This window comes from Gallibacterium salpingitidis (assembly GCF_030517105.1).
Taxonomy (GTDB): domain Bacteria; phylum Pseudomonadota; class Gammaproteobacteria; order Enterobacterales; family Pasteurellaceae; genus Gallibacterium; species Gallibacterium salpingitidis.
Window position 1 is genome coordinate 2,434,150 of sequence record NZ_CP103875.1, and the last position, 13,611, is coordinate 2,447,760.

14 protein-coding genes and 1 tRNA gene are annotated in these 13,611 nt (G+C 36.9%); 12 read left to right on the top strand and 3 right to left on the bottom strand.

Annotation, left to right across the window (positions count from 1 at the left end):
- The first annotated feature begins 28 nt into the window (after positions 1 to 28).
- The 9 genes from lptC (at position 29) to NYR30_RS11625 (ending at position 7,003) form a co-directional block, all read left to right on the top strand.
- Positions 29 to 580, top strand: coding sequence for an LPS export ABC transporter periplasmic protein LptC (gene lptC / locus NYR30_RS11585; RefSeq protein ID WP_066421783.1), 552 nt, complete (start codon positions 29 to 31; stop codon positions 578 to 580).
- The gene (lptA, locus tag NYR30_RS11590; protein WP_066421781.1) at positions 564 to 1,079 is read left to right on the top strand and encodes a lipopolysaccharide transport periplasmic protein LptA; all 516 of its coding nucleotides are present in this window, start codon (positions 564 to 566) and stop codon (positions 1,077 to 1,079) included. Before lptC ends, lptA begins: the two co-directional genes overlap by 17 nt.
- 8 nt (positions 1,080 to 1,087) lie before the next feature.
- A complete protein-coding gene (lptB, locus tag NYR30_RS11595; protein WP_066421777.1) occupies positions 1,088 to 1,813 on the top strand; it encodes an LPS export ABC transporter ATP-binding protein in 726 nt (241 codons plus the stop codon).
- Between the two features lie 21 nt (positions 1,814 to 1,834).
- Positions 1,835 to 2,332 (top strand): PTS IIA-like nitrogen regulatory protein PtsN, encoded by a 498-nt coding sequence (ptsN, locus tag NYR30_RS11600; protein WP_066421774.1) that lies wholly within the window; start codon positions 1,835 to 1,837, stop codon positions 2,330 to 2,332.
- 34 nt (positions 2,333 to 2,366) lie between these two features.
- Positions 2,367 to 3,239: an RNase adapter RapZ gene (gene rapZ / locus NYR30_RS11605; protein WP_066421772.1), complete on the top strand. Its 873-nt coding sequence runs from the start codon at positions 2,367 to 2,369 to the stop codon at positions 3,237 to 3,239.
- An 11-nt stretch (positions 3,240 to 3,250) separates the two neighbouring features.
- Positions 3,251 to 3,327: transfer RNA gene (locus NYR30_RS11610), tRNA-Arg, on the top strand.
- 150 nt (positions 3,328 to 3,477) lie between these two features.
- On the top strand, positions 3,478 to 5,517 hold the full coding sequence (locus tag NYR30_RS11615) for an RNA/DNA-binding domain-containing protein (protein WP_066112101.1): 2,040 nt from the start codon (positions 3,478 to 3,480) through the stop codon (positions 5,515 to 5,517).
- Between the two features lie 14 nt (positions 5,518 to 5,531).
- The gene (tadA, locus tag NYR30_RS11620; protein ID WP_066112104.1) at positions 5,532 to 6,041 is read left to right on the top strand and encodes a tRNA adenosine(34) deaminase TadA; all 510 of its coding nucleotides are present in this window, start codon (positions 5,532 to 5,534) and stop codon (positions 6,039 to 6,041) included.
- 134 nt (positions 6,042 to 6,175) lie between these two features.
- On the top strand, positions 6,176 to 7,003 hold the full coding sequence (locus NYR30_RS11625) for a class II glutamine amidotransferase (protein WP_066108829.1): 828 nt from the start codon (positions 6,176 to 6,178) through the stop codon (positions 7,001 to 7,003).
- 235 nt (positions 7,004 to 7,238) lie between these two features.
- On the opposite strand, the gene eno is transcribed toward NYR30_RS11625, so the two are convergent.
- On the bottom strand, positions 7,239 to 8,540 hold the full coding sequence (gene eno, locus NYR30_RS11630; RefSeq protein ID WP_066108842.1) for a phosphopyruvate hydratase: 1,302 nt from the start codon (positions 8,538 to 8,540) through the stop codon (positions 7,239 to 7,241).
- Between the two features lie 249 nt (positions 8,541 to 8,789).
- On the opposite strand from eno, the gene NYR30_RS11635 reads away from it, so the two are divergent.
- Both NYR30_RS11635 and yihA read left to right on the top strand, forming a co-directional pair.
- Entirely contained in the window at positions 8,790 to 9,227 is a 438-nt protein-coding gene (locus tag NYR30_RS11635) for a DUF805 domain-containing protein (RefSeq protein ID WP_066112107.1), read from the top strand.
- Between the two features lie 52 nt (positions 9,228 to 9,279).
- Entirely contained in the window at positions 9,280 to 9,867 is a 588-nt protein-coding gene (gene yihA / locus NYR30_RS11640; protein ID WP_066112135.1) for a ribosome biogenesis GTP-binding protein YihA/YsxC, read from the top strand.
- 55 nt (positions 9,868 to 9,922) lie between these two features.
- On the opposite strand, the gene purB is transcribed toward yihA, so the two are convergent.
- Positions 9,923 to 11,290, bottom strand: a complete 1,368-nt coding sequence (gene purB / locus NYR30_RS11645) for an adenylosuccinate lyase (protein ID WP_066112111.1) — start codon at positions 11,288 to 11,290, stop codon at positions 9,923 to 9,925.
- 15 nt (positions 11,291 to 11,305) lie between these two features.
- The gene (gene hflD, locus NYR30_RS11650) at positions 11,306 to 11,935 is read right to left on the bottom strand and encodes a high frequency lysogenization protein HflD (RefSeq protein ID WP_066112114.1); all 630 of its coding nucleotides are present in this window, start codon (positions 11,933 to 11,935) and stop codon (positions 11,306 to 11,308) included.
- Between the two features lie 233 nt (positions 11,936 to 12,168).
- Between hflD and NYR30_RS11655 the strand changes: the two genes are divergently transcribed.
- Positions 12,169 to 13,599, top strand: coding sequence for an IS1182 family transposase (locus tag NYR30_RS11655; RefSeq protein WP_302501220.1), 1,431 nt, complete (start codon positions 12,169 to 12,171; stop codon positions 13,597 to 13,599).
- Positions 13,600 to 13,611: the final 12 nt, after the last annotated feature.

Consider the following 13,611-nt stretch of genomic DNA (forward strand, 5'->3'; position numbering starts at 1 on the left):
TAAGTTCCTAAATAAAGGTAAATAATTTATGTCCATTCGTTGGAATATTGTACTTTCAATTATTGCGATTGCACTACTGGCGTGGCTCTATTCATTACAGCAAAATACAGTGCCAGTATTAACGAAAAAAGATTCAGATCCAGAATATATTGCTAAACAAATGACCACGACAGTATATGGTCCAACTGGTACGATCCAATATCAAGCCGAATCCACTAACGTAGATTATTTTAATAATGATAAAGCTGTTTTTAGCCAACCCGTTCTTTATGTTTATGACAAAGACGATACTAAAGCATGGCGTTTACAAGCTGATAAAGCAATTTTAATGGATAAAGATAAACTCACATTACAAGGCAATGTGAAGCTACAAAGCCTACAAAAAGAGTCTAAAATACAAACGATTGATACAGAGCAAGCCTTTGTCAATTTAACGACACAAGACATAACATCTGATACAATGGTGACCCTAACTGGCTTGAATTTTACCAGTAATGGCAAAGTATTAGACGGTAATCTGCAAAAACAAACTGCGACCCTCAAAGAACAGGTTAAGACATATTATGAAATTAAAAACTAATTTAACTGTACTTGGCTTATTAACTTTGTTATTTAGCTACTCTGCCGTAGCATTAACAGGGGATTCTGAACAACCAATTAATATCGAATCTAATAACCAGTCACTTGATTTAACAAGCAATGTGGTTACTTTTACTGATAATGTTGTTATCACGCAAGGCAGCGTAAAAATTAATGCTGATAAAGTGATCATCACACGTCCAAATGAAAAAGAAAAAGCCAACAATAAAAAAGAGAGCGTAGATGCTTTTGGCGCACCAGTAAAATTCCAACAACAATTAGACAATGGCAAAATGGTGTACGGTAATGCCAATAAAGTCCATTATGATTTGGGTAAAGAATTTTTAACGTTAATCGGCAACGCACAATTAAAACAGGAAGATAGCCGCATTAATGGTGATTTGATTACCTATGATGTGAAGAAACAACAACTTAAAGCGAATGGTAATGGCGGTCGTGTAAAAACCGTTTTAATTCCAAATCAACTTAAAACAAATTAGAGCAAATTATGTCTGTTTTATCTGCTGAACATCTAAGCAAAAGTTATAAAGATCGCTCGGTGGTTAATGGTGTGAGTCTTTCCATTAACTCTGGTGAGATTGTTGGTTTATTAGGTCCGAACGGTGCAGGGAAAACCACCACCTTCTATATGGTTGTCGGTTTAATTAGTCACGATGAAGGTAAAATTACCATTGATAATCAAGATATTAGCCGTTTACCAATGCACCAACGAGCTAAACAAGGCATTGGTTATTTACCTCAAGAAGCTTCTATTTTCCGTCGTTTATCAGTGCACGATAACTTGATGGCCGTTTTAGAAATTCGTAAAGATCTCACTAAAGATCAACGTATTGATGAACTCGAACGTTTATTAGATGAATTTCATATTACTCATATCAAAGATAATTTAGGGCAATCCCTCTCAGGTGGTGAACGTCGTCGAGTGGAAATTGCCAGAGCTTTAGCGGCGAATCCTAAATTTATTTTATTAGATGAACCTTTTGCTGGGGTTGATCCGATTTCAGTATTAGATATTAAAAATATTATTCAAGGGCTGCGTGATCGAGGTTTAGGCGTTCTGATCACTGACCATAATGTACGTGAAACCTTAGATGTTTGTGAGCGTGCTTATATTGTTAGTGAAGGTAAAATGATTGCTAGTGGCTCGCCACAAGATGTGTTAGCCGATGAGCACGTAAAACGTGTCTATCTTGGTGAACATTTTAAACTTTAGGCTTTTCACGTTGATTATCGTATGAAAATTACTGAATTTCTTACTAAAGAAAATATTCGTACTGGTTTGCTCTGCTCCAGTAAAAAGCGTGTCTTTGAGTTAATTTGTAATATTGTTTCATCGCAAACTGAAGAACAAGAAAACAGCTGTTTTGAAGCGATTTGTCATCGTGAAAGAATGGGCAATACCGGCTTAAATAACGGTATTGCGATTCCACACGCCAAGCTCTCTACTGGTGATAAACCAATTGCCGTATTCCTACAATTAGATACACCAATTAAATATGATGCGGCGGATCATCGTGATGTTGATCTTATTTTTGCCATTTTAATTCCCGAAACTTGTTGTCCTAGCTGCTCTCCTTTGTTGCCTTACCTTGCTGAATGTTTTTCTGACAAGAATTTATTCAAACAATTACGCCTTGCTAAAAGCCCAGAAGAAGTTTGGTCTATTTTTGTTGCCTTTGATCACGCTGAAACGGTTAAAGAACAGCAAGAAAGCGAGCAAACTACAGATTAGATTATCGGCAATAATCAAATGATGGGAGGATATGATGGAACTTGTCATTATTAGTGGTCGTTCTGGTGCAGGAAAATCTATTGCGTTAAAGGCATTAGAAGATATTGGTTATTATTGTATTGATAACTTACCACTGTTTCTCATTCCACAGCTGATTGAAACTTTGCAAACCAGCCAACAAAACGTGGCGATCAGCGTTGATATTCGTAATATTCCGCTACAACCTCAAGAATTAGAAGAAACATTAGAGCAATTACCGCAATCTTGTAATACGCAAATTATTTATCTTGATGCCGATCGTAATACGTTAATCCGTCGTTATAGCGATACTCGTCGTGCCCATCCATTGTCCAAAGATAATCTCTCTTTAGAAGGATCCATTGATTTAGAAAAAGAACGTCTAGAACCGTTATTTCAGCACACAAACTTCATTATTGATACAACAAACTTATCCACACACCAATTAGCAGAAAAATTGCGTGAATTTGTGCATGGCAATGGTGACAAAGAGTTACAAATTATTATTAAATCATTTGGCTTTAAATACGGCATTCCGCAAGATGCTGATTATATTTTTGATGTACGTTTCTTACCAAACCCACATTGGGAGCCTAAATTACGCCCATTAACTGGACTCGACCAACCGATTATCGATTTTTTACGTCAATATGATGTTGTGCGTGAATTTCTCTATTCGACTCGAAACTATATAGAAACTTGGTTACCATTGTTGGAACAAAATAACCGTAGTTACCTTACTATTTGTATCGGTTGCACTGGCGGGAAACATCGTTCTGTTTATATCGCCCAACAATTAGCAGAATACTTTCAAGCGAAAGGAAAAAAGATTAAAATTCAGCACAATTCGTTATTACGTCAAGAACATAAAAACAGCAATAACAATTAATAAACAACTGCGAATGTGTAGCTCAGCTGGATAGAGCAACCCCCTCCTAAGGGGTAGGTCGGCGGTTCAAATCCGCCCACGTTCGCCATCTAAACCAATTATTTATAAATAATATTTTTAAATATAAAACTAGTCCCTAGTTAAACTCCTAATTAGGAGTTGGAATGATCTTCTATCCATCGATATTTCTCTATATCATGAGATAAAACAATCGCTAACTTATTGATAGGTAACTGTCGTGACACCACTCTCAATTAAAGATGAATTAGATCTACAAACACTATCTGAATCAGAAGAGTTAGAGTTTAAATCTGCACAAGGACGTGATGGAAAAGGAAAACTCCCTGATGACTTTTGGCCCACTTACAGTGCTATGGCAAATTGTAGAGGTGGATATGTTATTTTAGGTGTTAGTGAGAAGAAGGGAAAATTCAAAATTGAAGGTGTATCTAATATTGATCTTGTAAGAAAACAACTTTTTGACATTCTTAATAATAAAAATAAAGTTAATCTTAATCTATTAAATAATAATAACTTAACTGTCCATATTATTAATGATAAACCAATTCTTATTATTCAAATTCCACCAGCTAAAAGGCAAGAAAAACCAATTTATCTTAATAACCAACCAATGAAAGAAACTTTTATTCGCTTAAACGAGAGTGATCATCGTTGTACAGAAGAACAAATAAAGCGGATGATGGCTGAGCAAATAGAATCTAGTAGAGATGATAAAATTCTAAAAGGTTTCTCTTTAGCTGATATTGATAAAGATAGTTTGCAAGCATATAAAAATCTTTTTGCCATAGCAAAACCAAATCATATATGGCTAGAGAAGGATCTATTAGAGTTATTCAAAAATATTGGTGGATGGCGGAAAGATAGACAAACAGGTGAAGAAGGAATCACACTTGCAGGAATCTTAATGTTTGGAACATGGGAAGCAATACAAGAGGCTGTCCCGTATTATTTCGTAGATTACCAAGAATTAGAAAATTTTCAGGCTGAACGTTGGACTGATCGTATATATCCCGATGGATCTTGGTCGGGAAATCTATTTGATTTTTATAGAAAGACATACCGTAAACTCATTGCTGATTTAAAAGTTCCCTTTAAACTAAAAAATGGAATTAGATTGGATCAATCAAAGACACATGAAGCTATTCGTGAAGCTCTTGTTAATACTTTAGTGCATACAGATTATTCTGGTAGGGCATCTATCTTAATAAAAAAACTTCCTGATAAATTGTCTTTCCGAAACCCAGGGTTAATGAGAATTTCCCCAGATATCGCAATAAAAGGCGGGGAAAGTGACTGTCGAAACCGACGCTTACATCAAATGTTTCTAATGAACGGTGCTGGTGAAAGAGCTGGTTCAGGTGTTCCTAAAATATATCGAGGATGGGAACTTGCACAATTTCGCACGCCTAAACTATATGAACAATATATCCCTTCCGAGCAAACTATATTGGAATTACCAACTATTAGCTTAATTCCGCAAAATGTTATTTCTCACTTAGAGCAAATTTTTGGTAATAGTTATCACCATTTAAATCATGAAGAACAAATGATAGTAACAACCGCAGCTATAGAAGGGTCGATAACTCATACGAGAGCTTGCCAATTAACAAGCAAACATTCTAGAGATGTTACACTTGCTCTACAAAAACTAATCAAAAAAGGGTTTCTCACAGCTAATGGACAAAAAAAGAATAAAATATATAGCTTACCTACTGGCTACACGATAACTACAGAATATCTTTTGCATTCATCAACAGCTAATTTACGTGAGAATACTAATAACTTAACGGATAATGCTAATAGCTTAACGAATAACGCTAATAGCTTAACGGATAACGCTAATAACTTAACGGATAACGCTAATAACTTAACGGATAACGCTAATAACTTAACGGATAACGCTAATAACTTAACGGATAATACAAGAGATCACTTAGGAAGATATCTTCATTCTTCTGTAGATATGCCAATTATTGATACTCTTGACACTTTAACAGAATCATTTAGGAATGAACTTCTCTCATCTACTGAAGAAGTACGAAAATATAAACGTTTACCACCTCCAAAAATGAGAGCCATTATCTATGAACTATGTAAAGGACATTATGTTCGTACTGCAATTTTGGAAGTACTTTTAAATCGAAAAGCACAAAGCTTACGAGAAACATATTTAAAACCAATGGTAATAGAGGGGCTTCTTAAAATGACATTCCCTGATAAACCAAATTCTCCTCAACAAGGTTATACCTCAATTTAGTATTTGAAACAGATATGACAGAACAAGATCAGAAATTTATGCGTCATGCACTGCTGCTTGCAGACAAAGCGGCAGAAATAGGGGAAATTCCTGTTGGTGCCGTTCTTGTGAATGAACAGGGTGAAATTCTTGCTGAAGGCTGGAATCAATCCATAACACTTTCTGATCCAACTGCTCATGCTGAAATTATCGCTTTACGGCAAGCTGGAGAAAAAATCCAAAATTATCGTTTATTGAATACGACATTATATGTCACTTTAGAACCTTGCCCGATGTGTGCTGGAGCTATTTTACATAGTCGTATCAAGCGTTTAGTGTTTGGGGCAATGGATTACAAAACCGGCGCTATCGGCTCACGTTTTCATTTGTTTGATGATTATCGTATGAACCATATTGTAGAAATCACCTCTGGCGTATTGGCAGAAGAGTGCAGTACTAAGATCAGCCAATTTTTTCAACAACGCCGAGCACAACAAAAATTAGCGAAGCAAGCTATCTTGAAAAGCGATAATCACAGCGAATAACTAACTATAATTTTTCTACGCCAAAACTTTATTTCATATAACAAATTATTATTAATAACCCTACTACTCCTATGTGAATTATCGTTTATAATAAGCACTCTTTTTCACTCATTTAAGTTTTCATAGGTTAATTTATGTGTCAATTACTGGGAATGAATTGTAATACCCCAACAGACATCGTGTTTTCCTTTGAAGGGTTCCGTCGTCGCGCAGGTATTACTGATTGCCATTCTGATGGTTTCGGAATTGCTTTCTTTGAAGGTAAAGGTGTGCGTGTATTTCGTGATGATAAGCCATGTAGTTCATCACCAATCGCTGACTGCGTAAAACAATATCATATCAAATCACTCAATGTGATTGCGCATATTCGTAAAGCGACACAAGGTGATGTTACATTAGAAAATACCCATCCTTTTATGCGTGAAATTTGGGGTGAAAATTGGGTTTTCGCTCATAACGGTAATTTAAAAACTTTACCAGATCTTTCTGATTGTCGTGCACAACCAATTGGTTCCACTGATTCAGAAGCAGCTTTCTGTTATATGGCAGAATTTCTCAAACGTCGTTATTTACGTAAACCAAGTGAAGATGAAATTTTTGCAGCAGTGTATGAAGTAACACAAGAATTATCACAACTTGGTACTTTTAATTTCATTTTATCTAATGGGCAATTTATGATTGCACACTGCTCAACATTCTTACACTATCTCACTCGTAAAGCACCTTTCGGTAAGGCTTTTCGCGTAGATGATGATGGTTTTATTGATTTTAATGATTATGCAAAACCAGGCGATAAAGTAACGATAATTTCGACGCAACCTCTTACCAAAAATGAAGCTTGGACCAAAATGGAAAATGGCGGATTTGTGATGTTTAAAGAAGGGGAAAAAGTTAAAGAGATTATTGGTAAAGCAAAACAAATTGAAGATGATGGTACATTAGGTAATATGAAAATTGCTTAAAACCTCTCTACTTTAATAACAAGAAACGGTATTAAGAAATTACACTTAATACCGTTTTTTATAACTTGGTGTGGTAGATAAAATGGTTACGAAAAAAGCGATTAAAGCCTTATAGCATATGACAGCAAACCACTTTTTTCCCCACACTTTTGTCTATTAGGCCTATGATTCTACACAAACAAAAACTGCACCAATATCGGTGCAGTTTTTTATTCTTTAATTGTTAAAGTAACAATTATGCTTGACCTTTAACTGCTTTTAATCCTAAGAATGGTGCTTTATCACCTAATGCTTCTTCGATACGGATTAATTGGTTGTATTTAGCAATACGGTCTGAACGGCTCATAGAACCAGTTTTGATTTGACCTGCTGCTGTACCAACTGCTAAATCTGCAATAGTTGCATCTTCAGTTTCACCAGAACGGTGAGAAATTACTGCAGTGTAACCAGCTTCTTTCGCCATACGGATAGCATTTAAAGTTTCAGTTAATGAACCGATTTGGTTGAACTTAATTAAGATTGAGTTAGCGATACCTTTTTCGATACCTTCTTTAAGGATCTTAGTATTGGTTACGAATAAGTCGTCACCAACAAGTTGGATTTTACCGCCAAGAACTTCAGTTTGATATTTGAAGCCTTCCCAATCTGATTCATCTTGACCATCTTCAATTGATTTAATTGGGTATTCTTCACAAAGTTTTTCTAAGTAGTGAGTGAATTCTTTAGAAGTGAATGATTTACCTTCACCTTTCATTTCATACATACCAGTTTCTTTGTTATAGAATTCTGATGATGCACAGTCCATTGCTAAAGTAACATCTTTACCTAACACATAACCTGCTTTTTCTACTGCTTCTTTGATACAAGCTAATGCAGCAGCGTTAGATTCTAAGTTAGGAGCAAAACCACCTTCATCACCAACTGCAGTACTTAAACCTTTAGATTTTAATACTTTAGCAAGGTTGTGGAACACTTCTGCACCGATACGTAATGCTTCACGTAAAGTTTTTGCACCAACTGGTTGAATCATAAATTCTTGAATATCAACATTGTTATCTGCGTGTTCACCACCGTTGATGATATTCATCATTGGTAATGGCATAGAGTATTGACCTGGAGTACCGTTTAATTCTGCAATCCATGCGTAAAGTGGTAATGCTTTAGATGCTGCAGCTGCTTTAGCATTTGCAAGAGAAACAGCAAGAATTGCGTTAGCACCTAATTTAGATTTGTTATCTGTACCATCTAAATCGATCATGATTTGGTCGATTTCAGCTTGTTGAGCTGCGTCTTTACCTAATAATGCAGGTGCAATGATTTCATTGATATTAGCAACTGCTTTTAATACACCTTTACCTAAGAAACGTGATTTATCACCATCACGTAATTCTAAAGCTTCACGAGAACCTGTTGATGCACCAGATGGAGCAGCAGCTAAACCAACAAAGCCACCTTCTAAATGAACTTCAGCTTCAACTGTTGGATTACCACGAGAGTCGATAATTTCACGGCCAAGAACTTTAACGATTTTTGCCATTTGTTTTTCCTCATATTTAAAGTTAATTTGCAAAGATAGAAATCAAAAAACGCTGCTAATATTAAAACGATTTTTAATTTTTGTCTTGTAAAAAATGATGTGAACTTGATCACAATTAAGATTTTTTATTGCCATTAAAATCTAACGGTAATTCCTAGTAAAAAGCGACAAACTTTTCGCTTTTTGCAATGGTTTCCTTGTATAATTGCTGACTTTCTTTAAATAGGCTCTTTTTTAATCACTAACATTATGTATATTACTCAAGCACTCTTTTCATTCAAAGGAAGATTAAACCGCCAAGGGTTCTGGATCGGTAGCGGTATCTGTGCGATCACATTATTTGTCGCTGCAAATCTGATCCCGATTGAAAGCATATTGCAAAAAACATTGAGCTCGGTATTTGCCATTTTACCTTTATTATTAATTATTTATTGTTGGTTAGCGGTTATCGTTAAACGTTTGCATGATCGTGGGCGCTCAGCTGCCGCATTGACTATTTTATTAGTACCACTTTGCTGTTTAATGATCGCTCCATATAGCCAAGGCTTTATGCAATTCTTGCTAGGAACATTTTTACCTATTTTTATTCTTGCTATGTTGTTAATGGAATGGGGCGTATTCTTAGGACAACCACAAGAAAACCGTTATGGTACGAAAGGCGAAACTATTACATTTAAAAAAGGATAATATTGTGTCAACAAATGAATTCAAACTGAATTATCATAAAACCCGTTTTTTAATGAGTGCAGCAAACATTACTCAGTTACCTGCTGATGCAGGCGTAGAAATTGCCTTTGCGGGCCGTTCTAACGCAGGTAAATCAACTGCATTAAATACACTTGCCAACCAAAAAACATTAGCAAAAACTTCAAAAACACCAGGAAGAACACAATTAATTAATCTCTTTGAAGTTAGTGAAAATTATAAAATTGTGGACTTACCAGGTTACGGCTATGCCGCAGTCCCTGAAAAATTAAAACTACAATGGCAAAAATCATTAAGCGAATATCTACAAAAACGTGAATGTTTAGGCGGCGTGGTTATTCTGATGGATATTCGTCATCCACTCAAAGATCTCGATCAACAAATGATTCAATGGGCGGTTAATGCCGAATTACCGATCCTACTGTTATTAACTAAAGCAGATAAACTTAGCCAAAGCGAGCGTAGTAAACAGTTAAAATTGGTACGAGAAGCAATCCTACCTTTCCAAGGTGATATTCAAGTCGAAGCCTTCTCCTCGCTCAATCGTTTAGGCGTAGATAAACTCGCTCAGAAGTTGGATAGTTGGTATAGCTTATTTGAGCCAAATAACCAAGATCAATAAGCAACAAAGCCCAAACAAACGTTTGGGCTTTTCTCAATAATAAAATCAACAATAATTAAAACGCTTCCACTAACTGAATCGCAGCGCCAATATAGGTTGCTGGTGTTAATGCTTTCAATCTTGCTTTTTCATTTTCAGGGATGTCTAAACCATCAATGAATTGTTGAATTGTTTGCTGATCAACGCGTTTACCACGTGTTAATTCTTTTAATTTTTCGTATGGTTTTTCGATACCATAACGGCGCATTACAGTTTGAATTGGTTCTGCTAATACTTCCCAATTTTGATCCAACTCTGCACGTAGATGATCTTCATTCACTTCTAATTTACTAATACCTTTCAACGTAGAAGCATAAGCAATCAAGCTATAACCTAAACCAACACCAAGATTACGCAATACAGTAGAATCGGTTAAATCGCGTTGCCAGCGTGATACTGGTAATTTTTGCGCCAAGTGTGCCATTACTGCATTAGCCACGCCTAAATTACCTTCTGAGTTTTCAAAATCAATTGGATTTACTTTATGCGGCATTGTTGATGAACCAATTTCACCTGCAATAGTTTTTTGTTTGAAGTGATTTAATGCGATATAACCCCAGATATCGCGATCAAAATCGATCATAATTGTATTAAAGCGCATTACACAGTCAAAAAACTCTGCAATATAATCATGTGGTTCAATTTGCGTTGTATATGGATTCCAATCAATTCCTAAGTCTTGCACAAATTGTTGGCTGAATAGATGCCAGTCCACATCAGGATAAGCCGATAAATGCGCATTATAGTTTCCTACTGCACCATTGATCTTGCCAAGAATTTCTACTTTCTGTAGTTGTTGATATTGACGTTGTAAACGATATGCCACATTCACCATCTCTTTACCAACTGTAGTTGGTGAAGCTGGTTGTCCATGAGTACGTGAAAGTAAAGGAATATTCTTATAAGTTTCCGCTAAACGGCTAACTTCAGCAATAATCTTCTTCCATTCAGGTAGAAGAACTTCTTCTCTCGCAGTTTTTAACATTAACGCATGAGATAGATTGTTAATATCTTCTGAAGTACAAGCAAAATGGATAAATTCACTAATTTCCGCTAATTCAGGTAATGCTTGGCATTTTTCTTTGAGAAAATACTCAACCGCTTTTACATCATGATTAGTTGTTGCTTCAATTTCTTTAATTTGTTGTGCATCTTGTACATCAAAATTAGCAATAATATCGTCTAGGTAATCGATTGCTTTTTTTGATAAAACTGGAACTTCTGAAATTGCGGTAGTCGCTGCCAATTTTTGTAACCAACGAACTTCTACAGTGACACGAAAACGCAATAAACCAAATTCACTAAAAATAGAACGCAAAGCGTCAGTCTTACTTTGATAACGACCATCAAGAGGAGAAAGTGCAGTTAAAGCATTAAATTGCATGAAGAGTTACTCCGTTTATCTAAGGGATGAGTAAAGTTGTTGAGCTGCATGGATCAATCTGCTGCGGAAAAATAGCAATTTCCACTTAGAGCCGCCAACTTGGCGCCACAATACAGCAGAACGAATACCTGCTAATAAACAAGCTCGAATACGGTTTTGAATTTCAGGTTGCTGCAAATATAAAGGCAGACCTTTTACTTGAATTTTAGCCCCTAATGGACTAATGATATCAACATAAATACCAGCTAAAATCGCTAACATAGAGCTATCTATTAAGCTATCATGAAACTCTAATTGTGTTGGTAAATATTGAATTCTATCGACTAATTGCTTTTTCTTGTCGCTATTACTATTCAGCTTCCCTTCTAAAGCAAGCAAACTTAACCAATAACGGCTTAATTCCAAATCCAATGGACCATGTTTACCGTTAAGTTGTTCCAGTAATGTTGCTAAGCCCAATTTGATATTGGCAAGATTACCACCATACACATCTAACGTTTGTTGTGGCTGAGTAACGACTAGGCTCTCTAATGTAACGAGTAAATCTTGATCTGAAGTACTTCCTTGGTGAGCTAATTGTTGAACTAACTTTGCAGATTGACAAACTCCTGCCAATGCAAGCGCTAAATTCGAATAATCGACCATAATAGAGAAGAACCTTACTTACTGGTTAGTTAATTGAAAAAGAATTGTGGCAAATAGGTGGCAGAATATAACACTGTTCTTATGTTTTTTAAAGTTATCTTTATTCTGAGATTCACCAGAAAAAATTAAAGGCTGTTACAACATTTATTGTAACAGCCTCAGACTGCTGACAAACCTCTAGACATACCTCTAGAGGTTTGATCTAATAGGCATATCGAAAAAAGGAAATGCCTATGCTCAAAAATACTGCCTCACCCCAATATGAAATCGAGATGATAAGTCTCGAACAACTCGTACCGAAAGACCACCTTGTCCGTAAAGTCGCTAAAGCTATCGATTTTGAATTCATTCGTGATGAAGTGGCGCATCTCTATTGCCATGACAACGGTCGCCCCGCAGTTGACCCAGTTCGTTTGTTCAAGATAATGTTACTCGGCTATCTTTTCGGTATTAAAAGCGAACGCCAGTTGGTGAAAGAGATTGAAGTCAACGTCGCTTACCGTTGGTTTTTGGGGATGAGCCTCACGGAAAAAGTGATAGATGCCAGTACCTTAAGCCAAAACCGTCTGCGCCGTTTTAATGGTACGGATGTATTTGAGCGTATTTTTACCCACATTGTTTGGCAAGCGATGGAAAAAGGCTTGGTGGGAGGTAAATATCTGTTTACTGACAGCACCCACTTGAAAGCCAGTGCCAATAAAAACAAAAAGCATCATGAAAAGCGAGCAGTTCGAGTGAGCCACTATATCGCTATGCTCAACGAAGATGTGGCAAAAGTGAGGGAAGCAAAAGGAAAAAAGCCGTTAAAGGCGAGTGAGAAAGCCATCGAAGTCAAAGACACCAACGTGAGCAATACCGACCCTGAAAGCGGGTATATGCACCGAGATAACAAGCCCAAAGGTTTCTTCTATCTCGACCACCGCACAGTCGATGGTCGATACGGGATTATTTTAGATACCTTTGCGACGGCAGGGAATGTCAATGACAGCCAACCCTATATCGCTCGTCTTGATGCCACCACAGAACGCTTTCGGTTCAAGCCCAAAGCGGTTGGGCTTGATGCAGGCTATTTTACCGCGCCTGTTGCCGAAAGCCTTGCCCGACGAGACATTATCGGTGTATTTGGCTATCGTCGCCCCACCAAAGGCAAGAACTGCTTACGAAAAAGTGCGTTCCGCTATGATGCCGAAACTGACAGCTACACTTGCCCCGCAGGGCAATCGCTCCGCTATAGCACCACCACCCGAGAAGGTTATCACACTTACAAATCCAACCCGACCTATTGCCAAACTTGCCCACTACGTTCACAGTGTACCCAAAACCAAAAAGCCGAACGCCTCATCACCAGGCATATTTACCAAGATGCTGTGGACAACGCCAATGCAGTGAGAATATCGAGGCAGGGCAGAAAACTCTATAAACGTCGAGCAGAAACCGTAGAGCGCAGCTTTGCGGATGCAAAACAACATCATGGACATCGCTATGCCCGTTATAGAGGGCTATCCAAAGTGCAAATGCAATGCTTCCTTGCGGCAATGGCACAAAATATCAAGAAAATTGCCCTGGTGGTATGGGCTATTTTGTCTTATTTATGGCGCCAATTTTGCTTGTTTGAGGCATGGGTAAAAAAATCAGCGAAAATGACCACTTGCCCAATTATCTGAAAGGAAAAGCAA